The organism is Streptomyces sp. NPDC107765 (genome assembly GCF_055657085.1).
Genome location: NZ_JBVKBL010000011.1, coordinates 31,449 through 52,103, shown reverse-complemented (window position 1 = coordinate 52,103; position 20,655 = coordinate 31,449). Strand labels below are relative to the sequence as shown.

At 71.2% G+C, this 20,655-nt stretch carries 18 protein-coding genes; 5 read left to right on the top strand and 13 right to left on the bottom strand.

All coding sequences use genetic code 11. The features are described 5' to 3' along the window. The first annotated feature begins 108 nt into the window (after positions 1 to 108). The gene (locus ACZ7MX_RS25305) at positions 109 to 621 is read left to right on the top strand and encodes a GNAT family N-acetyltransferase (RefSeq protein ID WP_472135517.1); all 513 of its coding nucleotides are present in this window, start codon (positions 109 to 111) and stop codon (positions 619 to 621) included. 140 nt (positions 622 to 761) lie between these two features. After that, a complete protein-coding gene (gene ccrA / locus ACZ7MX_RS25300; RefSeq protein ID WP_472135516.1) occupies positions 762 to 2,090 on the top strand; it encodes a crotonyl-CoA carboxylase/reductase in 1,329 nt (442 codons plus the stop codon). A 29-nt stretch (positions 2,091 to 2,119) separates the two neighbouring features. On the opposite strand, the gene ACZ7MX_RS25295 is transcribed toward ccrA, so the two are convergent. Next, positions 2,120 to 2,590 (bottom strand): RidA family protein, encoded by a 471-nt coding sequence (locus ACZ7MX_RS25295; RefSeq protein ID WP_472135515.1) that lies wholly within the window; start codon positions 2,588 to 2,590, stop codon positions 2,120 to 2,122. Between the two features lie 42 nt (positions 2,591 to 2,632). Beyond that, complete coding sequence (locus tag ACZ7MX_RS25290; protein WP_472135514.1) at positions 2,633 to 3,895, bottom strand: multidrug effflux MFS transporter; 1,263 nt, start codon at positions 3,893 to 3,895, stop codon at positions 2,633 to 2,635. A gap of 227 nt (positions 3,896 to 4,122) precedes the next feature. On the opposite strand from ACZ7MX_RS25290, the gene ACZ7MX_RS25285 reads away from it, so the two are divergent. Further along, positions 4,123 to 4,926, top strand: coding sequence for a PhzF family phenazine biosynthesis protein (locus ACZ7MX_RS25285; RefSeq protein ID WP_472135513.1), 804 nt, complete (start codon positions 4,123 to 4,125; stop codon positions 4,924 to 4,926). A gap of 95 nt (positions 4,927 to 5,021) precedes the next feature. Here the strand turns inward: ACZ7MX_RS25285 and ACZ7MX_RS25280 are convergent, their stop codons facing one another. The 7 genes from ACZ7MX_RS25280 to ACZ7MX_RS25250 all read right to left on the bottom strand — a co-directional run bounded on the left by ACZ7MX_RS25280 (position 5,022) and on the right by ACZ7MX_RS25250 (position 12,584). Next, a complete protein-coding gene (locus ACZ7MX_RS25280) occupies positions 5,022 to 6,053 on the bottom strand; it encodes a zinc-binding dehydrogenase (RefSeq protein WP_472135512.1) in 1,032 nt (343 codons plus the stop codon). Further along, the gene (locus ACZ7MX_RS25275; protein ID WP_472135737.1) at positions 6,038 to 7,180 is read right to left on the bottom strand and encodes a prephenate dehydrogenase; all 1,143 of its coding nucleotides are present in this window, start codon (positions 7,178 to 7,180) and stop codon (positions 6,038 to 6,040) included. Before ACZ7MX_RS25275 ends, ACZ7MX_RS25280 begins: the two co-directional genes overlap by 16 nt. Before the next feature lie 11 nt (positions 7,181 to 7,191). Next, positions 7,192 to 8,511, bottom strand: coding sequence for an aminotransferase-like domain-containing protein (locus ACZ7MX_RS25270; protein ID WP_472135511.1), 1,320 nt, complete (start codon positions 8,509 to 8,511; stop codon positions 7,192 to 7,194). Beyond that, positions 8,511 to 9,422 carry a phytanoyl-CoA dioxygenase family protein gene (locus tag ACZ7MX_RS25265; protein WP_472135510.1) on the bottom strand — a complete coding sequence of 304 codons (912 nt, stop codon included), beginning with the start codon at positions 9,420 to 9,422 and terminating at the stop codon, positions 8,511 to 8,513. The genes ACZ7MX_RS25270 and ACZ7MX_RS25265 overlap by 1 nt, the downstream gene beginning before the upstream one ends. After that, positions 9,422 to 10,639, bottom strand: a complete 1,218-nt coding sequence (locus tag ACZ7MX_RS25260) for an alpha-hydroxy acid oxidase (protein ID WP_472135509.1) — start codon at positions 10,637 to 10,639, stop codon at positions 9,422 to 9,424. The genes ACZ7MX_RS25265 and ACZ7MX_RS25260 overlap by 1 nt, the downstream gene beginning before the upstream one ends. Continuing rightward, positions 10,636 to 11,781 carry a 4-hydroxyphenylpyruvate dioxygenase gene (hppD, locus tag ACZ7MX_RS25255; protein WP_472135508.1) on the bottom strand — a complete coding sequence of 382 codons (1,146 nt, stop codon included), beginning with the start codon at positions 11,779 to 11,781 and terminating at the stop codon, positions 10,636 to 10,638. Before hppD ends, ACZ7MX_RS25260 begins: the two co-directional genes overlap by 4 nt. Before the next feature lie 173 nt (positions 11,782 to 11,954). Next, entirely contained in the window at positions 11,955 to 12,584 is a 630-nt protein-coding gene (locus ACZ7MX_RS25250; RefSeq protein ID WP_393563039.1) for a response regulator transcription factor, read from the bottom strand. Positions 12,585 to 13,248: 664 nt separating this feature from the next. On the opposite strand from ACZ7MX_RS25250, the gene ACZ7MX_RS25245 reads away from it, so the two are divergent. Further along, positions 13,249 to 14,403: a hypothetical protein gene (locus ACZ7MX_RS25245; protein ID WP_472135507.1), complete on the top strand. Its 1,155-nt coding sequence runs from the start codon at positions 13,249 to 13,251 to the stop codon at positions 14,401 to 14,403. Here the strand turns inward: ACZ7MX_RS25245 and ACZ7MX_RS25240 are convergent. The 3 genes from ACZ7MX_RS25240 to ACZ7MX_RS25230 all read right to left on the bottom strand — a co-directional run bounded on the left by ACZ7MX_RS25240 (position 14,379) and on the right by ACZ7MX_RS25230 (position 17,769). Then, on the bottom strand, positions 14,379 to 15,011 hold the full coding sequence (locus ACZ7MX_RS25240) for a hypothetical protein (RefSeq protein ID WP_472135506.1): 633 nt from the start codon (positions 15,009 to 15,011) through the stop codon (positions 14,379 to 14,381). The two genes, ACZ7MX_RS25245 and ACZ7MX_RS25240, sit on opposite strands and share 25 nt — an antisense overlap. 194 nt (positions 15,012 to 15,205) lie before the next feature. Then, positions 15,206 to 16,513, bottom strand: coding sequence for an MFS transporter (locus ACZ7MX_RS25235; RefSeq protein WP_472135505.1), 1,308 nt, complete (start codon positions 16,511 to 16,513; stop codon positions 15,206 to 15,208). Beyond that, complete coding sequence (locus tag ACZ7MX_RS25230) at positions 16,513 to 17,769, bottom strand: aminotransferase class V-fold PLP-dependent enzyme (protein WP_472135504.1); 1,257 nt, start codon at positions 17,767 to 17,769, stop codon at positions 16,513 to 16,515. Before ACZ7MX_RS25230 ends, ACZ7MX_RS25235 begins: the two co-directional genes overlap by 1 nt. On the opposite strand from ACZ7MX_RS25230, the gene ACZ7MX_RS25225 reads away from it, so the two are divergent. After that, positions 17,768 to 19,180, top strand: coding sequence for an aminotransferase-like domain-containing protein (locus ACZ7MX_RS25225; protein WP_472135503.1), 1,413 nt, complete (start codon positions 17,768 to 17,770; stop codon positions 19,178 to 19,180). The genes ACZ7MX_RS25230 and ACZ7MX_RS25225 overlap by 2 nt on opposite strands. A gap of 517 nt (positions 19,181 to 19,697) precedes the next feature. Here ACZ7MX_RS25225 and ACZ7MX_RS25220 read toward each other — a convergent pair. Then, positions 19,698 to 20,642: a LysR family transcriptional regulator gene (locus ACZ7MX_RS25220; RefSeq protein ID WP_472135736.1), complete on the bottom strand. Its 945-nt coding sequence runs from the start codon at positions 20,640 to 20,642 to the stop codon at positions 19,698 to 19,700. Positions 20,643 to 20,655 lie beyond the last annotated feature (13 nt).

Genomic DNA, 20,655 nt, shown 5'->3' with positions numbered 1-20,655 from the left:
TGGACGACATCGGTCGTGGAGTCAACTGGCGGCTCCGGGCGCAGAAAAGGAAGCGCCTCCGGGCCGGCGCCCGCATAATCTCATCCCCACGAGCACCCAGGCGAACGAATGACCGAAAGTAGCCCGCGTATGTGCTCGACGACACCTGGGAGGTCGACCATCCTCACCATCCGCCCCGCCGAGCCGGACGACGCCTCGGCGATAGCCGCCCTTCACCAGGCGTCCCGGGCCGCCACCATGCCGTATCTGCCGCCGCAGCGTCGTACGCACGACGAGGTCACGTACTGGATCCGCGAGATCGTGCTGCCGGAGAGCCACACCCTCGTCGCCGTTCAGGAGGAGGAGATCGTCGGGTACGCCGCGGTGCGCGGTGAACTGCTCGACCAGCTCTATCTGCGGCCGGACCTGCGGCGTACCGGCATCGGCAGCCGGCTGCTCGGTGCGGCGCGGGAGCACTCCCCGGGCGGGCTGACCCTGCATGTCTTCCAACTCAACGTGGAGGCCCGGGCGTTCTACGCACACCACGGCTTCCGGGTCGTGGGCACCGACGAGGGCAGCGGCAACATGGAGAACCTGCCGGCCCTCACCCTCCGCTGGACACCGGGGCTCGCCGCCCCGTGAGGGGAAGGAGCGCAGCGGGCCCGCCGCGGACCAGGGCACCTTTGCCCCTTTGGGTGGTTTAGGGAGGTTTTTCCGGCTGGGGTGGGGAGTGTGGTCTTCCATGGCGGCGTGAGGGAGGACCGTCAGGAAGGAGCCGCACCGTGCACGAGATCGCCGCCGCCCTGCTCGATCCGGACGTCACGGCCCGGGAGTTCGCCGCCCTGCCCCTGCCGCGGACGTACCGGGCGGTGACCGTGCACCGTGCGGACGCCGCGCTGTTCGCCGGGGTACCGCACGACGAGCGCGACCCGCGTGCCTCGCTCCACCTCGACGAGGTGCCGGTCCCCGCGCCGGGGCACGCCGAGGTGCTGGTCGCGGTGATGGCCTCGTCGGTCAACCACCACACCCTCGGATCCGCGCTGTTCGAGCCCGAGCCGACCTTCCGCTTCCTGACCGAGTACGCCCGCAGATCACCGGCCGGACGGCGGCACGACCTGCCGTACCACGTCCTGGGGTCGGACCTCTCCGGCGTGGTCCTGCGCACCGGCCCCGGCGTCACCCACTGGCGGCCCGGTGACGAGGTCGTCGCGCACTGCCTCGTGGTGGAGCTGGACGGCCAGGACGACGCGAGGCGCGGGCCGGCGCAGCGCATCTGGGGCCATGAGACCAACTTCGGCGGGCTGGCGGAGCTCGCGCTGGTCAAGGCCACCCAGCTGATGCCCAAGCCACCGCATCTGACGTGGGAGGAAGCCGCCTGCTGCGGACTGGTCAACTCCACCGCGTACCGGCAGCTCGTCTCCCACAACGGTGCGGCCATGAAGCAGGGGGACACCGTCCTGATCTGGGGCGCGGCGGGCGGGCTGGGGTCGTTCGCCACGCAGTACGCGCTGGCCGGCGGGGCCACGCCGGTGTGTGTGGTCTCGTCGCCGGAGAAGGCCGCGCTGTGCCACGGGATGGGCGCGGACCTCGTCATCGACCGCACGGCCGAGGACTACCGGTTCTGGAAGGCCCCGGACACCCCGGACCCCGGCGAGTGGCGGCGCTTCGCCCGGCATGTGCGGGACCTCACCGGTGGGGAGGACCCCGACATCGTCTTCGAGCACCCGGGCCGGGACACCTTCGCCGCGTCGGTGTACGCGGTCCGGCGCGGCGGCACCGTGGTCACCTGTGCCTCCACCACCGGCCCGGACCACCACTACGACAACCGCCCGCTGTGGACCGGGCTCAAGCGGATCCTCGGCACACATGTCGCCAGCTACCGGGAGGCGTGGGAGGCCAACCGGCTCGTCCTCAAGGGCCGTATCCATCCGCCCCTGTCCGTCACCCATCCCCTGGAGGCCACCGCCGAGGCCGTGGCCTCCGTACGGGCGGGCCGCCACCACGGGAAGGTGGGCATCCGCTGCCTGGCGCCGCGGGACGGTCTGGGCGTGCGCGACCCCGAGCTCCGCGAGGACCTGCTGCCGTGGCTCACCCTCTTCCGGGACGGTTGAGCCCCGGAAGAGGGCGCACGGCGTGAGCGTCAGGCGTCGATGCGGACGATGGCCTCGATCTCGACCGCGATGCCGAAGGGGAGGGCCATCATGCCGACCGCGGAGCGGGCGTGCGCGCCGCGCTCGGAGCCGAAGACGTCGGTGAGGAGGTCGGAGGCGCCCTCCGCGACGACGTGCTGTTCCTGGAAATCGGGGGCGGACTGCACCATCACGAGCAGTTTGACGAATTCCCGTATCCGGTCGAGATCACCGAGTTCGGCGTTGAGGGCGGAGAGGATGTTCAACGTGACGAGCCTGGCGGCTTCCTTGCCCTCGTCGATGGTGAAATCCGCGCCCAGGCGTCCCCGGTATTTCACCGAACCGTCCGGATTCAGCGGGCCGTGACCGGAGACGAAGACGAGGTCGCCGACCGTCTTCGTCGGCACGTAATTCGCCAGCTTCGGCAGCAGCGGCGGCAGCGTCAGTCCGAGTTCTTCCAGACGGCGTGAGACCTGACCCATTGTTTCTTTCCCCTCGATACTGCGTATGTGAATACGTGGTGGTCATTCGTCGGTCGGTGTGGCGGAGGCCACCGGTGCGGTCGGCGGGGCCACCTGTGGTGACTTCGGTGCGGTGGCGGAACGGGCCGTGACGGCCCGCAGGCAGTGGAATGCGGTCAGTCCGGTCAGCGCGAGGACCGCCACCAGGATCGCGAACGACCTGATGTCCGGCGGAATCTTGCTGACGACCAGGGACGAGAAGCTGCCGCCGGCCATCTGGACCGCCCCCAGCAGTCCGGAGGCCGCGCCGGCCATGGCGGGGAAGGAGGTCACCCCGCCCGCCACGGACATCGGGAACAGGAAGCCGTTGCCGATGGTCACGGCCGTCATCAGCACCAGCAGCGGCCACGGGGTCTGCGGATCGGTCAGCCCCACCGCCAGCAGCACCAGGGCGCCGCTGGAGAAGATCAGGTGGCCCCGGACCAGCAGCCGGTCGACGGAGTGGCGCTTGACCAGGCGGCGCGAGACGAGATTGCCGGTGATGTACGCGGCGGCGATGCTGATGTAGCAGTAGCCGTTGATCTCGGTGCTCATGCCCAGCCGCTGGAAGATCACCGGTGAGGCGACCAGATAGCCGGTGTAAACGGCGTACCCCACACCGAGGTTGAGGCCGTAGCCCCAGAATTTCGCGCTCAGCAGCAGCCGGCGGTAGTTGCCCACCGTCGTGCGCAGCCGCCGTGCACGGCGTTCCGCGGGAAGCGACTCGGGCACCCTGAGCACGACGGCGAGCACGGTGACCGCGGCGATCACTGCGGTCAGGTAGAAGGGCGCCTGCCAGGAGACGTAGGTGGTCAGATAGCCGCCGAGGAGCGGGGAGACGGCCGGTGAGGCGCCGACCACCGGCATGATCGTGGTGAACACGCGGGCCGCGGTCTGCTGGCCGTAGAGGTCGCCGACGATGGCCCGGGCGAGGACCAGCCCTGCGCCCGCACCGAGGGCCTGGAGCAGCCGCGTGGTGGCGAAGACCGCGATGTTCGGGGAGAGGGCGCAGCCGAGCGAGGCCACCGCGTACAGCGTGAAGCCGCCGATGACGAGCCGCCGCCGGCCGATCGCGTCGGACCAGGGGCCGTAGAGGAGTTGGGCGACGAGCAGGCCGACCAGATACGGGCTGAAGGTCGCCTGGACCGCGGAGACGGAGGTGCCCAGGGCGTGGGCGGTCTGTGCCAGGCCGGGGAGGTTGATGTCGGAGGACATCAGGCCGCCCACGCTCAAGGAGATGAGCACCGCGAGGAGTAAGGGCGGGACTTTGGCTTCCGTGGTCTGCATGCATGCCCTTCCGGACGCGGAATGCGCCCCCTGGGCCCGCCGCCTCGATTCCGTGGCGGTGGCCGGCGGTTCGACGATCGGATCCGAATCCTAGTGATCGCGTGGGGGCGTAAACAGGCTCCTCTCGGACCGTTCCCCCTGCTCCGATGGGCGCTGGAATGCGGTACCAACAGCGGCAAGTACCCTCATTTCACCCCTTGGTGTCTTACCGGCAGTAGCTTCGGGCCATGCGCACCTTCATCGTTGATGCGTTCACCGACCGGCCCTTCGCCGGTAATCCCGCCGGTGTCTGTCTGCTGGAGAAGCCGGCCGAGGTGGCCTGGATGCAGCAGGTCGCCGCCGAACTCAATTTGTCGGAAACCGCTTTCGTGCACCGCGTGGGAGAGAACTCCTACGGCCTGCGGTGGTTCACGCCGACGGTGGAGGTGGACCTCTGCGGACACGCCACCCTGGCCACCGCCCATGTGCTCCACACGACGCGGGACGCCGCACCGGACGCGACCCTGAGCTTCGAGACGCTGAGCGGGGTGCTCACCGCCCGGCGGCACGGCCGCGGTGACATCACCCTGGACTTCCCGGCGGACCCGCCGGCCGCCGAGCCGGTGCCGTCGGGGCTGGCCAAGGCGCTGGGCACCGACCCGGTGTGGACCGGCCGGGCCCGGCACGACCTGCTGGTGGAACTGGCGGAGGCCGCCGCGGTGCGGGACCTGGCCCCGGACATCGTCGCGCTGGCCGCCTTCAGCGGCCGGGCGGTCATCGTGACCGCGGCCGCCCCGGCGGGCGCCGGTCACGACTTCGTCTCCCGGGTCTTCGCCCCGGCAGCCGGCATACCCGAGGACCCCGTCACCGGCGCCGCCCACTGCGTACTGGCGCCCTTCTGGTCCCGGCGGCTCGGCCGGACCGGGCTGACCGGGCGCCAGCTCTCCCCGCGCGGCGGCCGGGTGGGCGTCGAGCTGCGCGGCGACCGGGTGACCCTGCTGGGGCAGGCGGTGACGGTGTTCAACGGGGAGCTGAGCCCGGTGGGGAGCTGACGCCGTACGGCGGCCGGCACAGGACGAGCGCCCCGCTTCCCGGTACGGCCGGGGAGCGGGGCGCAGGAACGGACAACAACAACCCCGGAGGGTCCTCAGGGGCGGATGATCACCTTGAGGGCCTCGCGTCCGGCCATGGCCTTGTAGCCGTCCGGGACGCCGTCCAGCCCGACGGTGCGGTCGAAGATCGCCGACGCGTCGAGACGTCCGGACAGCACGTCGGGGAGGAGCTCGGGGGCGTAGGCCCGGGCCGGGGCGACGCCGCCGGCGAGGGTGACGTTGCGGCGGTAGAAGCGCCGTACGTCGACGCCCTCGCCGTCCTGGGGCACACCGACGTAGCCGACGGCGCCGCCGGGGCGGGCCATGTCCAGGGCGTCCCGCAGGGCCGCGCCGGTCCCGACGCACTCCAGCACCGCATGCGCCCCGTGGCCACCGGTGAGTTCCCTGACCCGCTCGACGGCCTCCGTGCCGCGCTCCGGGACCACCTCCACGGCGCCGAACCGCCGCGCGAGGTCCGTCCGCGCGGTGTGCCGGCCGAGGACGATGATGCGCTCCGCGCCCAGCCGGGCCGCGGCCAGCACGCCGCACAGCCCGACCGCGCCGTCCCCCACCACGGCGACGGTCCGGCCGGGGCCGGCCTGCGCGGCGCGGGCCGCGTGGTGCCCCGTGCACAGCACGTCGGACAGGGCCAGCACCGCCGGCACCCGGGGGTCGTCCGGCTCCATGGGGAGCGGGAGGAGGGTGCCGTCGGCCTGGGGGACGCGGACCGCCTCGCCCTGGCCGCCGTCCAGCTCCCCGCCCCAGAACCCGCCGTTCAGGCAGGAGTTGGGCAGCCCGTCCCGGCAGAACTCGCAGGTGCCGTCGGACCACTTGAAGGGCGCGAGGACGAGGTCTCCGCGGCGTACGGAGGTGACCTCGGCGCCGGTCTCCTCGACCACGCCGATGAATTCGTGCCCGAGCCGCACCCCGTCCGGGTTCGGCGGCATCTTTCCGTAGCGCCACAGGTCGCTGCCGCAGACCGCGGCGTGGGTGACCCGCACCACGGCGTCGGTCGGCCGGTCGATCCGGGCGTCGGGCACCTCCTTCACCTGGACGTCCCCTGCCCCGAACATCACTGCTGCCCGCACGGTCGTACTCCTGGATTCGCTCGACGAGGGCCGGTCCGGCCCGGTACGGCTCGGGGATCACGCGCGGCGCGCTCCGCGTGGACGGTCCACCCACGGCGCCGGAGCTCGGCCGTGAGGGCACCGGCCGACCCGTCCGCCACCAGGAGTTCCGCCAGTCCGGCGGAGCCGTCCGTGGCGTGCTCCAGACGGACGTCCTCGATGTTCGCCCCCACCGCCGAGGCGGCCAGGAGCAGTCGGGCCAGCTCACCCGCCCGGTCACGCAGGACCACCCGAACCGATGCGTACGCTACGGCAGTTCCGCCGGGCTTGCCGGGGATCCGGGCATATCCCGTGTTGCCCCGTTCGAGCAGCGCGGTGAGCTCCGCCGGGTCCGGACCGCGCAGCGCGCGGCGCACGGTGTCCAGGTCGCCGGCGAGCCCGTCCAGCACGGCCGCCACGGCCTCCGCGTTGGTCGTGAGGATGTCCGTCCACAGTCCGGCGTCGCCCGCGGCGATCCGGGTGACGTCGCGCAGCCCCTGGCCGGCGAGCCGCAGCGCCACGTCTTCCCCGTCGTCCAGCCGGGCCGCCATCAAGGTGGCGAGGAGGTGCGGGACATGGGAGATGAGCGCGACGGCGTGGTCATGGGCCTCGGCATCGAGGACGACCGGCACCCCGCCGCACAGCCGGACCAGTTCCAGCGCCCGCCCCAGAACGGCCGGTTCGGTCGCCGGGTCGGGGGTGAGCACCCACGGCCGGCCCTCGAACAGCTCGGCCCGGGCCGCCAGCGGACCCGAGCGCTCCCGCCCCGCCATGGGGTGGCCGCCGACGAAGGAGCCCAGGTCACCGCCGCGGGCCGCGATCTCGTCCAGCGGCGGTCCCTTCACGCTGGCGACATCGGTGTACGCCCGCGCCAGACCGTTCTTCTGGTGCTCCTCCAGGACGCCGGCCACGCTCCCGGGCGGTACCGCGAGCACCGCGAGATCCACCGGTCCGGGCGGTGCGCCGGCCGTCCCGGCGCCCAGCGCGGCGGCGGTGCGTGCCGCGGTACCGTCCCGGTCGATCAGATGGGTGGTGACGCCCCGCGCCGTCAGGGCGAGGGCGACGGAGGTGCCGATGAGCCCGGTGCCGACGACGGCGACGGTGCGCAGTGCGTTCGCGGTCATCCAGCGCCCCGGGTGATCCGCTGGATGATGTGCGCGGCGAGCCGGCGCACCCCTTCCTCGATCCGCTCGGGCGTCAAGTTACTGGCCGAAAGCCGTAGTTGGCACTCGCCGCCGTCGCCCAGGTAGAAGTAGCTCATCGGGGTCCAGATGACGCCGTGGTCGCGGGCCGATTCCTCCAGGAAGGCGTTGTCGGCGGCGAACGGCAGGGTCAGGACGAGGAAGAACCCGCCGTCCGGCACGTTCCACCGCACCCCCCACCGGTCCTGCGGCAGATGGCGGGCGAGGGCGGCCAGCAGCGCGTCCATGGTGCCGCGGTAGAACTCGATGAGGTCCTTGTTGGCGTCCCGCAGCCGGCACCCGTGTGCGAGGAGCATGCCCCCGATGGCCGCCTGGGCGATCGCCGGAGTGTTCACCGTGACCATGCTCTTGATCTTCGACAGTTCGTCGGCGAGCAGGGTGCGCCCACCGTTCTCGCCGATGACCGGCTGATCGGCGATGACGTAGCCGACGCGGGCACCCGGGAAGCAGGTCTTGGCGAAGGAGCCGAAGTAGATCACCCGGTGCCGGGTGTCGAGGGACTTCAGGGTGGGCCGCTGCTCCCCGGTACGGCTGAAGAACCCGTACGGGTTGTCCTCCAGCAGCAACAGGTCCTCCTCCGCGGCGAGATCGAGCAGCGCGTGCCGCTTTTCCGTGGGCATCGACGCCCCGGAGGGGTTGGCGAAGTCCGGGATCACGTACACCGCACGCGGCCGCTTGCCCCGGGCGCGGAGCTCCCGGACGGTGGCGCGCAGCGCGTCGAGGTCCAGGCCGGTGTCGTCCTCGGGCACCGGGACGGTCGCGGCGTCCAGCAGCCGCGCGGCGCCCGTGATGCCGACGTAGCCGGGGTCGGTGACCAGCAGGACGTCGTCCGGCCCGGCGATCAGCGCCCGCAGGACCAGGAGCATCGCCTCCTGGCAGCCGACGGTGACCACGACGGCCGACGGGTCGGTGTGGATGCCTTCGTCGTGGGCGATCGTCCGGGCCACCAGCTCGTGGATCTGGCCGTTGGTGCGCCCGTACTGGAACAGCGCGGTGCGCACCTCCTCGGGTGAGCGGCCGAGGTCCTGCTCCAGGTGGCGCGTGTAGGTGTCGAGGTAGCCGCCGATCCGGTCCACCTCGAAGAACCCGTCGTAGGGGCGGCCCGGACCGAACGAGATCGCCTCGGGGTACCGCAGCGTGACCTCGTTGAGGAAGTTCATCACGTCGAGCAGCGGGTCCGACAGGGACGAGTGGAGATCGGCCGGCCTGAGCTCGGCGTCCGGTCCGGGCCGCGGCATTACGCCTGCTCCTGCCAGAGCACCGGGCAGAAGTCCGGGTCCGTGTAGTCGGGGTGGCCGTTCGCGTCCTTGCGGACGAGGACGTCGTTGTTGTAGACGACCCGCTCGCCGGTCGAGATCTCGAACGGCCGCCACTGGTTCGTGCGGTCCTGGAGGTGGAACGAGATCGCCCGGCGCGGGCGGTCGCTGCGGTTGAGCCCGCTGCCGTGGTAGGTGCGGCAGTGGTGGAAGCTGATGTGCCCCTTCGGGATGACGACGGGCACCTTGCGGACCGACACGTTGTTGAAGGCGGCGTTCTCCTCCAGCATCTCGTCGAGCTCGGAACGGTCCCGCTCGGCGAAGTGCTTGGTGGTCGCGTCGTTGCCGCCGATCTCCTTCCACCGGTGACTGCCGTCGACCATGGTGATGGTGCCCATCTCCTCGTCGCAGTCGTGGAAGGGGATGAAGGCGGTCAGCATCTCGTCGGAGGTGCAGGTCTGCCAGTAGTGGCGGTCGAAGTGCCAGGGCACGATGTTGCCCTCGTCCTCGGGCCGCGGCGGCTTGTAGATCAGGGTGCTGTTCCACAGCCGTATCTGGCTGGTCTCCGCGATGCGCGCGGCGACCGCCCCGATGAGCGGCTTGGACAGGATGCTCCGGATCGTGTCGTCCTCGTAGAAGATGTAGTCGTTGTGCCGGTGGACGTCGCCCTTCTCCGGCTCCCAGTACGCCAGCCGCGGCGGCCGGACCGGGAGGGTCCGGTCCCGGTGACCGGCGTAGAACCGCTCGCTGGCCTCGACGAGCGTGTCGACCTCGTCGTCGGTCAGCAGCTTCTTCGACAGGTACCAGCCGTGCTCCTGGTAGAACTGCACGTCGTCGTCGGTGGGCAGCAACGCCCGGTCGTGGTCGCTGAGCTGGAACGGATCGGTGGTCATCAGGGTCCTTTCCGAAGATCCGGGTCCTCGTACGCTTCGTTCGGTGCCGCCGCGGCCGGGCCGCGGGCCAGCAGCTCCGGGCCGAGGGCGGCGAGGGAGGGGCGGCCGGCCAGCGCCATGGCGTCCTCCAGTTCGTCCCGCAGCAGGGTGAGCACCTCGCGCGCCCCGGCCTCGCCGCCGGCGGCCAGTCCCCACAGCACGGGTCTGCCGACGAAGACCGCCCGCGCGCCCAGCGCCAGCGCCTTCAGCACGTCGGTCCCGTGGCGGATGCCGCCGTCGAGGAACACCGGGCAGCGGCCGTCGACCGCCGCCACGACCTCCGGCAGCGCGTCCAACGTCGCGACGGCGCCGTCGAGTTGGCGTCCGCCGTGGTTGGACACCACGATCCCGTCGATGCCGAGCCCGGCGGCACGGGCCGCGTCCTCGGCGGTGAGGACGCCCTTGAGGAGGAGCGGCAGCCGGGTCTGCTCCCGCAACCAGTCCAGATCGGACCAGCTCAGCGACGGGTCGATGAAGGCGTCGGCGTGCCGGGCCAGGGCGGAGCTGCCGTCCTGCCGGTCGTGCAGGAAGCCGGTGACCTCACCGTCCAGGTTGCGGGCGACGATGCCCGGGGGCAGGTGGAAGCCGTACCGCACCTCGCGGAGCCGTCTGCCGAGCCGCGGGGTGTCCACGGTGAGCACCAGGGCGCGGAACCCGGCGGCCTCCGCGCGCCGCACCACCGTGCGCAGCACGTCCCGCCGGTGCAGCCAGTAGAGCTGCAGCCAGAGCGGTCCGGTGGCCTGCGCGGCGAGGTCCTCGAAGGTCCGGCTGGCGAAGATGCTGACGACGGTCGGAATCCGCAGCCCGGGCCCCCCGGCCGCCCGCACCGTGGCCACTTCCCCTTCCTCGCAGGCGAGTTGGTGGTAGGCCATCGGCGCGATGCCGAGCGGCGCGCCGACCGGGTCCCCCAGCACCGTGGTCGACAGATCACACCGGGAGACGTCGGCCAGCACCTGGGGCCGCAGGCGGAGCCGGCGGTACGCGGCGCGGTTGCCCCGAACGCTGCTCTCCGTACCGGCTCCGCCCTGGATGTAGTGCCACGTGGCAGGGGGCAGCCGGTCCTCGGCGAGCGCGGCGTAGGCGCCGAGGGTCAGCGGCGGGGTGGCCGGGTCGGTGGCGGGGGTGAGGTCGGGGGCCGGGTCGGTGTCGACGACTGAATCGGTGCCGGTGTCAGTCATGGAGCGCCGGTGAGGGCCTGGGCCCGCTCGACCGCCTCGTAGAGCCCCTTGATGTTGCCGCTGCCGAAGGTCTGCGCGCCGCGCCGCTCGATGAGTTCGAGGAAGAACGTGCCCCGGGCGTGCGGCGAGCGGGTGAAGATCTGGTACAGCAGCCCCCAGTCGTCGCGGTCGGCGAGCACGCACAGGTCGCGCAGCACCTCCAGATCACCCCCGAGGGAGCCGACCCGGTCCTCGACCGCGTCGTAGTACGTGGCCGGCGTGTGCAGGAATTCCACCCCCTGCGAGGCGATGTGCGGCACGGCAGCAGCGATATCCGACGTGCCGAATGCCAGATGCTGTACGCCGGCGCCGCCGTGCGCGTCGAGAAAGGTGTCGATCTGCCCCGGCTTACGCCGCACATCGGGCTCCAGGAACGTGAAGGTGACCGCCCCGGACGGGCTGCGGACCACCTTGGATTCCATTGCCTGGTCGCCGACCTCGATGAATTCCTCGAATGCCTCGTCGAACCCGAGGCCCTTTTCGTAGAAGGCCACGGTTTTGGCGAGTTCACCGGCCGGAAGGCACACGGCGAAGTGATCGAGCGAATGCAACCGCGGTGCGTCACCGGCGGCATGGTCGGACAGTGCGCCGGGCTGCGCGCCGGGGCCGGTCGCCTGCAGCCGAGGGTGCGGCAACTGCCCCTCCGCGCCGTACTGCACAAAGGTGTGCACGGTGTCCCCGAAGGCCCTGACCGCGGCGGACACGGCGACCGAACCGTCCTCGTACTCGACCTCGGCCGGCTCCGCCACCACCTCCGCCCCGTGCTCGACGGCCCGCCGGAACGCGCCCTCGGCGTCCCCCGTGCGCAGCGCGACGTTCGCCACTCCGTCACCGTGGCGCGCCACATAACGGGCCACCGGCCCGTCGGACGTCAGATCGGACGTCATCAGGAGGCGAATGCCCCCCTGCCCGAGAAGAATGGACCTGCGATCCGCAAGCCCGGTTTCCGGACCGCCTTCGGCTAACGTTTCGAATCCGAATGCGGTGCGGTAGTAATAGGCGGCTTGCCGGGCATCCCCGACATGGAATTCGACATGGCTGATGGTGAAGTCGCTCAACGGGTCCCCCGCTGTTGGTATGGCGAGTTGCGGCCCGCCGGCCACCTATATCGGGCGGCCGGCCGAACCGAAAGAGCGAAACAAAATTAACCGCTGGTACACACCTGACAGAACACACCTTCGGAGACTTGCGGTTCCTCGATCGTCACCCGCGCCTACTCCGATCGTCGCCCACAGGCCGCGCCGCCCGGCGCCCCCGACACCGCACCCCTCGCCGGCTACTCGAAGATCCCGTGCTGATACGCGTACAGCCCGGCCCGCAGCCGGTCCGGCTGCCCGATCTTCCGCATGGCCTGGGTCAGATGCTTCTTGACGGTGGCCTCCGCCAGGAACAGCTCCGTGGCGATCTCCGCATTGCTCAGCCCCCGCGCGAGCTTGCCCAGCACCGCCCGCTCCCGCTCGGTCAGACTGGCCTCGCCCGGGCTGGGCCCGTCGATCGCCAGCGTCAGTTCGACCGGCTGCACCTTGGGCGCCGGCAGGAACACCGCACCGCCCAGCGCGACGGTGGTCACCGCTCGAATGATCTGCTCCTCGTCCACCGCGGGATCGATACACCCGTGCACGCCCCCCGTGAGGACCTGCGAGACCTCCACACTCGTCTCCGCGGGATGCAGCAGTATCGCCTTCGCCCCCGGCGCCCCGTTCACCGACACCAGCCGCTGCGCGGCCGCCGCATCCGCGGTCAGCCCTTCCCTCGTACCGACGAGGATGACCTCGGGCTGCTCCTCACGGGACGCCTCGATGGCCTTCTTCGGATTCCCGAAACTACTGACCACCCGCAACTCCGGCGCCGCCGTCAATATCGACCGCAACCCGGCCCGCGTCACCGACTGCTCCGCCACCAACATGACCCGCACCACGGGCCGGGCCGGTAACTCCCCCAACACCCCTGCGGCCCGGTACCCGTGCCCGTGAACGCTCCCGTGCCCGTGCCCGTGAGCGCTCCCGTTCCTCCGCTCGCTCCGGTCGCCCGCCTGCTCGCGGTGGTCCCCCGCCTGCTCGCGGTGGTCCCCCGCCTGCCCTAACTGCCCTGCCTCCAGCACCGTGATCCCCCGTTCCTCCACCGAACGCCCCTTGTCCCAGAATGTCGCCGAGCCGGTCAAACAGGACTGTAAGCCCGAATCCCCTCCGATCCCTGGGCTCCCTGTTCACCATTGAGCAAAAAAACGACCGGTGCGTCGGTGCTCACTGGGAGCTATAGGGGGAGGTCAGGGGGGTGGTTGCCTGGGTCATCAACTCATCGTCGGGGTAGGTGAGTTCGTCCGGAACGGCGACGGGACACGCGGCCCGCATCGTCCGCCGCTCCGCGAGTCGCGGAGCGGCCAAGCGGAAGCGGTTGGGGCAACGAACGAAGGCCCCCCACGTCCCATGCGCCGCGTCGATCCCTCCCGCCCCGTTCGCCGGTGTCCGAGAATCGTTCCGCCGCAGACAGGCGGTCTTGCGCCGGCCGTTTCAGGGCTCTGACAGTGAGGACCGGCGGGGTGCCCTGAGGAGCGTGAGGGGGACGATCTCGTGCGGCCTGGGATCGAGGGGATCGACGAACTGCTGCGGGACCGCCTACTGATCATGGTCAACGACCGGTCGGCGATCGACGTGCTCCCGTACGTCCCGGCCCGCACGGGCGGGCTGGTGCTGACCGGCGCTGCCGCACCGGTCAGGTGCCGGGAGATACGCAACGCCCGGCCCGAGATGGTCGTGGTCACGGACCACGGTAGCCACACCCAGCACATCGCCACCGTCGACGCACCCTTCGGCCTCAAAACGCGTTGGGGCTGGCGGGAGTTGGACGTCACCGGGCTCGATGAGGTCCTGGACGGCCAGCGCGACAACAGGGCGTCCTATGCAGTCACCCCCACATGCTTCATCCAGGGCGACGAGACGGCAGACCTGCCGGTGCTCAACGCCGTGATCCGTCAGGCGAACCAGCTGCGCCGCCAGGACACGGTGGTGCTGGTGCCGTGCAGCTGGCGATGGTTGCGGCGCTCGTGCGTGTCCCACCTCGCCGAGCAGATCCAGGCATGTCGACACCCGGTGGCGCTGATCCTGCAGGCGGACGGTGACCCGCTGGACCGCGTTCAGGCACCCGAGGGGCTGCGGCAGTTGTGCCGTTCCTGCCCCCGGCTCGTCCTGTGGCGCACGGACCTCGCGGCCTTCGACGCGATGGCCCACGGGGCGCTGGGTGCGGCGGTCGGGGCCTCGGCCGTTCTCCGCCATGGAGTGGCTCCGCGGCCCGACAGCGGGGGTGGCGGCCACAAGCCGCATCCGGTGGTCCTGGTCCGGCGTCTGCTCCGCTACCACCGCGTGGCGAGGCTCCAGGACTGGTTCGCCCACATCGCTCCGTGGACCTGCGACTGCGCGGTGTGCGGGGGAGCCGCTCTCACCCGCTTCACGGACAGCGCCGCCCATGTGATGGCAGCGCTCCGGCACACCGTCTGCGAACTCTATGGCCTCCATGAGGAATTGGACGCGACCCTGCCCGGCGACGAGCGGATCGGCTGGTGGCGTCAGCAACTCGCGGACGCCTGGGAGTACCACCGCCTGTTGGCGTCCCAGACGGATACGGAGGTCGCCTTCCCCAACGTGCTTCAAGCCTGGCGCCGCTCCTGTCCGCCCGCGCTGCCCATGGTGGGGAGGCGTCGGGCTCAGGACAGGTCCCGGCCGAGTTGACGCCATGCCTGCTCGTGGAAGAGCCACTGAGCGGCGGAGTGACGCTGGGGACGATAGGGCGCGGGCTCCAGGAGCCAACGCAGCCCGGCAGGCCCTTGGACGGCGACGCCGACTCCGTAGAAGCGGGCTTTGAGAAGCAGCAGGTCCGTCTCGGGGTCATCAGGCGGTCCAGGCATGCGCCGCCCTCGTTCCGGCCCGGGGCGGGTGATGACGACCCCGCGTGCGCAGAACGGCGCGAACTGCGAGGCGTCCCGGACGGCGGAGTCCCATGCGTGGGGCGCGACTCCCTGCGGCCCGTGGACGAGGACCAGCTCGACGCGGGCAGCAGGCACAACCCGCCGTACGGCGATGCCCTGACCGGCCGACAGGTCCACGACACCGGGCGGTGCGGTGCACAGCGTTCGCAGAGCATGCGGCTCGAGGACGGACAGCGGAACGGCGTGGTCCACGGGAAGGTCGTGCAGGACGGTGAGCAGCGCCCGGCTGTCGACGGCCCCGAGGCCGGCTGCGGAACGGCGGCGGGCCTCGTCGGCGAACACGGTGGCAACGGCCTGCACCTGCTGTCCGCGCAGCCTCAGCCCGACGAATGCCTGCTCGGCCAGCAGCATGTCTGGTGTCCTTGTTCCGGTCGCTCGGGTCGGTCTGTGGGGCGGCCCGTGGTGAAGGCGCGGCCCGTTCGCCTTGGTTGTCTATCAGCCCCGCCCGCTCCGGGCACATCGGCGGACGGAATGTGGCCGCCCGGCCGTCGCGGGTGCCCGGCAGGTTCACCTCCTGCCGGGCACCGGACCATCCGCAGGTACGGTCAATGACGCCCGGCGTGCTCGGCCGGTGACGGCAGCGCTGCCAGTCTGGTGACCGGGGACGCGAAGAGCCCGATCACCACGACGGCGGAGCCGAGCGCCGCGACGGTCAGGGCGCCCCTGCCGCCGAGCGCGCCGGTCAGGAGCCCGGCGGACAGGCCACCGAGTGCGCCGCCGCCGAACAGCAGCATTCGGAAGGCCGCGGTCATCCTCCCCATCATCGACGCGGGAGTGCTCGTCTGCCGGAGGCTGACGATGATGACGTTGGCGACGCCGAGGCCCAGGTACGTGACGAAGAAGGACGCCACGCACATCGCGATCACCAGCCGGCTCGGTCCGGCGGCGGTGGCGAGGAGGACCGGGCCGAGCAGGAGGGCCGACTGGGCCACCAGATAGACGCGTCCGAGGCGGAACCGCTTGATGACCCGTCCGGAGGTCAGCGCGCCGATGAGGCCGCCCACCGAAGCCGTGGCGAAGATGCCACCGAGAACGGACGGGGCGAGATGCAGATCGCGCGTGCCGTGGAGCAGGAACATCGTCCAGACGGTGATCATGGAGAAGTTGCAGCAGAATCCGACGAGCGCCAGGGCCCGCAGAATCCTGTTCGTCATGACCCAGCGGAGGCCGTCCCGCAGCTCCGCCCAGATGTGGCGGTGGGGACCCCGCTCCGGACGCGGCTCGGGGGTGCGGATGAGCAGCAGGGAGATCACGGAGACCAGGTACGAGCAGGCGTCCACGATCAGTGCCACCGGTGCGGTCAGCGCCGACACCAGGACACCCGCCAGACCGGGCCCCGTCACATCCGCCGTGGACGAGCTGACGCCCATCTTCGCGCTCGCCTCGACGTACTGCTCGGGATCGCGCACCAGGGTGGGGACGTACGACATCCAGCTCACGTCGAACAGCACCGATGCGACACCGACGGCACACGCGATGACCGTCAGGGTGACCATGCTGAGGGCGTCCGCCCAGTACAGGACGGGGACCAGCGCCAGCAGGACCATCCGGACCAGGTTCGCCGCGAGCATGACCCTGCGCCGGCGGGCCCGGTCCACCCACACCCCGAAGATCAGGGCGAGGCCGAGGTAGGGGGCGAGCTGCAGGAACCGCAGCAGTCCCACCTGCTCGTCGCTGGCCCCGAACGCGCGGATGGCGGTGAGGGGCAGCGCGAGGGTCGTCACCTGGGTGCCGAGCAGCGACACGGTCTCGCCCAGCCAGAAGGTGAGGAAGTCGCCGTTGCGCCAGAGGGTTCTGGGCGGCTTCCCGGCAGCCGCCTCCGGGCCGGCCGCCGCCACATTCGCCGACGCCATCAGCGCATCCTCGGCCCGCGCTCGGCGAGTTCGGCGACGGCTGCGGCGACCGTGTCGACCTCGTCCTCAGTGTTGTAGTAGTGCGGTGACAGCCGGAGGCACCAGTCGACGTCCTTGTCGTCGAAGTCGTACTGCGCGAACTCCCGGAAACTCAAAGCCGAGTTGATGCCGCGCTCGTCCAGGGCCGTCTTGAACGGCTGCGGCTGCCAGCCCTCGGTCTCGAAGGTGACGAGCGCCGCCGGGGCCGGGCCGCGGTCGAGGAGCCGTATGCCGGGGATGTCCGCCAGGCGGTCGCGCAGCCGGGCGGCCAGCGCGGGCGTCCGGCGGGAGATCGGCTCCAGGCCGACCCGCAGGGCGTAGCGCACCGCCGCCGCACAGCCGAGCAGGGTGGCGTACGGGAACTCCCACTCCTCGAACCGTGCCGCGCTGTCCACCGGCCGGTACGTTTCGGCATCGGCCCAGCGGGCGCCGTACATGTCGATGAACAGGGGCTCGTAGCCCTCCCGCAGGACGCGGTCGGAGACGTAGAGGAAGCCCGAACCCCGCGGGCCGCGCAGGAACTTGCGGCAGGTCGCGGTGAGCAGGTCGCAGCCGATCTCGTCCACGTCGATCGGGTACTGGCCCACCGACTGGCAGGCGTCCACGAGGTAAAGCAGGCCCAGTTCACGGCAGTGACGGCCGATCTCGGCCACCGGCTGGACGAGGCCGGAGTTGGTGGGCACATGCGTCGCGGCGACGAGGCGGGGCCGGCGGGAGCGCATGAGCGCCGCCATGGCACCGACGTCGACACCGCTGCCGTCGGGGTGGTCGGGGGCGTGGACGATCTCGACGCCGAAGCGTTTGCGCAGGGCGAGGAACGCGATCTGGTTGGAGATGAAGTCGTTGCGCGTGGTGAGGATGACGTCGCCGGCCCGGAAGTCGATCGCCGACAGCGCTTTGCTGTACGCGTGGGTCGCGCTGCCGGCGAAGGCGATGTTGCCGGGCCCGGTGCCCAGGAGGTCGGCGATCGATGCGTAGAAGTCACGGACCTGGACTTCCCGTGCGGCGGAGGCCTCGTATCCGCCGATGGTCGCCTCCAGCCGGAGGTGGTCGGTCATCGCCGCGAGGACCGGGCGGGCCACCAGGCCGCAGCCCGCGTTGTTGAAGTGGATGACCGACTCGCAGCCAGGGGTTTCGGCGCGCAGCGCCGCGATCTCCGCGGCCGTGTCCAGGAGCGATTCTCCAGCAGGGAGAGAAGCGTTACTCTGTTGTCTCATGTCTGAGAGTAGCAGTACTGAGGCGTTGGTAGAGATACTCCGCACGGAGATCGCCCGTCTCGCACCCGGTGACCGACTGCCCAGCAGCCGGGAGTTGACGGGGCGTCACGGTGTCAGCCCGGTGACGGTGTCGAGGGCGTTCGCCCAACTGTCGGCCGAGGGCGAGGTGGTCACCCGCCCGGGCAGCGGCACCTACGTCGCCCCGCGCCGCACTCACTCGGCCACCGACGCGCCGGACACCTCCTGGCAGGCCGTGGCACTCGCCGGACGGGACTTCGACCCGGGTGCCGCGGAGGGCCTTTCGGATCCGCCGCCCACAGGCGGGATCACCATGGCAGGCGGCTATCTGCACCCCTCACTCCGCCCGGAACGGGCGTTGAGCGCGGCGCTGGCCCGGGCCGCCCGCCGTCCCGGCGCCTGGGACCGGGCACCCGCCGCGGGCCTGGCGCCACTGCGCGCCGTCTTCGCCCGAGCCGCCGGAAGCACCGTGGGGCCCGAGGACGTACTGATCACCGGCGGCGGCCAGGGCGCACTGTCGATGCTCTTCCGCGCGCTCGCCGCGCCGGGCAGCCCCGTGCTGGTGGAGTCGCCGACGTACCCGGGCGCGCTGGCCGCCGCCCGCGCGGCGGGGCTGCGCCCGGTGGCCGTACCGATGGACGGCGACGGTGTCCGCCCCGACCTGCTGGCCGACGCCTTCGCCGTGACCGGCGCCCGGCTACTGTACTGCCAGCCCACCTTCCACAATCCGACCGGCGCCGTGCTCGCTCCGGCACGGCGCCGCCAGGTCGTGGACGTGGCCCGCGCCGCCGGGGCGTTCCTCATCGAGGACGACTTCGCCCGCCACCTCGGCCACGGCGGCCCGGTGCCGCTCCCCCTGGTCGCGGACGACCGCGACGGCACAGTGGTCCAACTGACCTCACTGACCAAGCCGGCCTCCCCGAGCCTGCGCATCGGGGCGGTGATCGCCCGTGGACCGGTGATGCGCAGACTGCAGGGGATGCGCCAGGTGGACGACTTCTTCATCGCCAGGCCACTGCAGGAGGCGGCCTTGGAACTGGTCAGCACCCCCGCGTGGGACCGGCATCTGCGCGCCCTTTCCGCGCACTTGAGGGAACGCTGTGCGGTACTGGCCGCAGCCATGGCGCGCGAACTGCCCGACTGGCCCCCCACCCGCATCCCGGAAGGCGGCCTGCACCTGTGGGCCCAACTACCGCCCGGCCTGAACGACTCCACCCTCGCAGACGCGGCACGGGCCCACGGTGTGACGGTCAACGCGGGCGCCCGCTACTTCCCGGCCGAGCAACCAGGCGCCTACCTGAGGCTCGGCTTCGCAGCTTCGGAGGACCTCGCCGACCTCACCGAGGGCATCCGCCGCCTCGGCGCGGCGGCACGCGCGTGCGCTGGGGCGTGAGGGGCGGGGGCGCGCCTTGCGTCCACCGCGCGGCGTGCTGATCAGCGGGGCTTTCGGCGGGTTGGAGGATGAGGGCGCACTCCATGTGATGCGTCGTCGAAATCGTGCCTCCCGTCGCGGGGCCGGGAGAATCCGCAGTTCAGGCAGTCTTTCGTGGTTCGTCGGCAGGCTGTTACGTACCCGGAGCGTCAAATGAGCGTCATGGACACTCATGGCGACTCGTCCGGCCGGCACACCGCAGCACCAGCGAGCTGGCAAACGACCGCTACAAACTGGTGGCCGGTTCAAGCATGAGCGCACGACGGCACCCTGACTACAGAAGCGCTTCCGGAAGAAACCGACTCGGCCGGCCGGACCACGACAAGCGGGTAAGCGAGCTTCGTCATCTTGCTGTGCCTTGACAGCGCGTGCCGATGACTGCGTGGGGCTCCTTCGTCCGTGCGTGCGTTGAATCCGCCGCGGCCACGAGCACCACAAGGCCCGCCGCTTGGCGTCCGGAGCCTGCCCCGAAAGTGCGTCAGGTCCCGACCGTGCATGCCGTCGGAGCGACGGGATCTGATACCCCGTTCAGCTCTCTGGCCCTGCGCACGAATCCCTGGTGCAGGTCCTGCGCCGCCTGCGGCACCGCGTCGCCCTTCCGGCGTTGCAGCATCAGCAGTACGTGGGTCGAGTCGTCCGCGAGCGGTCGGTGGATGATCCTGCCGAGCCGCTCCAGCGGATCGCCGATCACGCTGAAGTCCGGCAGGACCGTGGCCCCGAGCCCTTCGGCCACCATCAGCTTGCCCATCTCGGCCCCGTCGGTGGAGTACGAGAAGACCGGATCCCGGCCTGCCAGGAGCCGGTGCACGAACCGGTGCATGACGTAACCGGAGCGCATCGCGACCAGAGGTTCGCGGAGGAGCTCTTCCACGGTGATCGCCGGACGGGAGGCGAGGGGGCTGTCGGGGTGCATGCAGACCACCGGCCGGCCGCGCAGGAGCCGGGATGTCTCAAGGTCAGCGGGTACGTCGTCGCCGTCCAGGTGGTTGACCAGTCCGAGGTCGAAGCCGCCTTCGCGGAGGGCTCGTTGGATCTCTGTCTGCTGCACACCGACCACCTCGACCTGGGTGACCGGATGCGTCGCGCGAAAGTCCCGCACCACCGGCACGAGCAGCGGCACGGTTGCCGCGTTCACCGTGCCCACCCGCACCATGCGGCTGATCCGGTGCTGCTCGCCGGCTGCGGCACGGAGCCGGTCCAGCGCTTCCAGCACGCTCGCGATGTGCGGCAGCAGTTCCCGGCCCTGCGCGCTCATCGTCGAACCGGACCGCTTGCGCTCAAGGAGGTCGACGCCCAGCTCCCGTTCCAGATTTCTGACGGTCTCGCTCAGCGCGGGCTGCGACACGCGCAGCTCTTCCGCCGCCCGGCGGAGAGAACCGAGCCGGGTCACCGCAGCGATGTATTCCAGTTGTTCGGTCCGCATCCCAGCAGAATGC

What these genes read in the sequence shown, in the direction of transcription:
- ACZ7MX_RS25225 (WP_472135503.1), top strand. Translation starts at nt 17,768, where the DNA reads ATGTCTGAGAGTAGCAGTACTGAGGCGTTGGTAGAGATACTCCGCACG.
- ACZ7MX_RS25260 (WP_472135509.1), bottom strand. Translation starts at nt 10,639, where the DNA reads ATGACTGACACCGGCACCGATTCAGTCGTCGACACCGACCCGGCCCCC.
- ACZ7MX_RS25240 (WP_472135506.1), bottom strand. Translation starts at nt 15,011, where the DNA reads ATGCTGCTGGCCGAGCAGGCATTCGTCGGGCTGAGGCTGCGCGGACAG.
- ACZ7MX_RS25305 (WP_472135517.1), top strand. Translation starts at nt 109, where the DNA reads ATGACCGAAAGTAGCCCGCGTATGTGCTCGACGACACCTGGGAGGTCG.
- ACZ7MX_RS25290 (WP_472135514.1), bottom strand. Translation starts at nt 3,895, where the DNA reads ATGCAGACCACGGAAGCCAAAGTCCCGCCCTTACTCCTCGCGGTGCTC.
- ACZ7MX_RS25220 (WP_472135736.1), bottom strand. Translation starts at nt 20,642, where the DNA reads ATGCGGACCGAACAACTGGAATACATCGCTGCGGTGACCCGGCTCGGT.
- ACZ7MX_RS25265 (WP_472135510.1), bottom strand. Translation starts at nt 9,422, where the DNA reads ATGACCACCGATCCGTTCCAGCTCAGCGACCACGACCGGGCGTTGCTG.
- ACZ7MX_RS25235 (WP_472135505.1), bottom strand. Translation starts at nt 16,513, where the DNA reads ATGGCGTCGGCGAATGTGGCGGCGGCCGGCCCGGAGGCGGCTGCCGGG.
- ACZ7MX_RS25270 (WP_472135511.1), bottom strand. Translation starts at nt 8,511, where the DNA reads ATGCCGCGGCCCGGACCGGACGCCGAGCTCAGGCCGGCCGATCTCCAC.
- ACZ7MX_RS25250 (WP_393563039.1), bottom strand. Translation starts at nt 12,584, where the DNA reads ATGTTGGTGGCGGAGCAGTCGGTGACGCGGGCCGGGTTGCGGTCGATA.
- ACZ7MX_RS25230 (WP_472135504.1), bottom strand. Translation starts at nt 17,769, where the DNA reads ATGAGACAACAGAGTAACGCTTCTCTCCCTGCTGGAGAATCGCTCCTG.
- ACZ7MX_RS25295 (WP_472135515.1), bottom strand. Translation starts at nt 2,590, where the DNA reads ATGGGTCAGGTCTCACGCCGTCTGGAAGAACTCGGACTGACGCTGCCG.
- ACZ7MX_RS25285 (WP_472135513.1), top strand. Translation starts at nt 4,123, where the DNA reads ATGCGCACCTTCATCGTTGATGCGTTCACCGACCGGCCCTTCGCCGGT.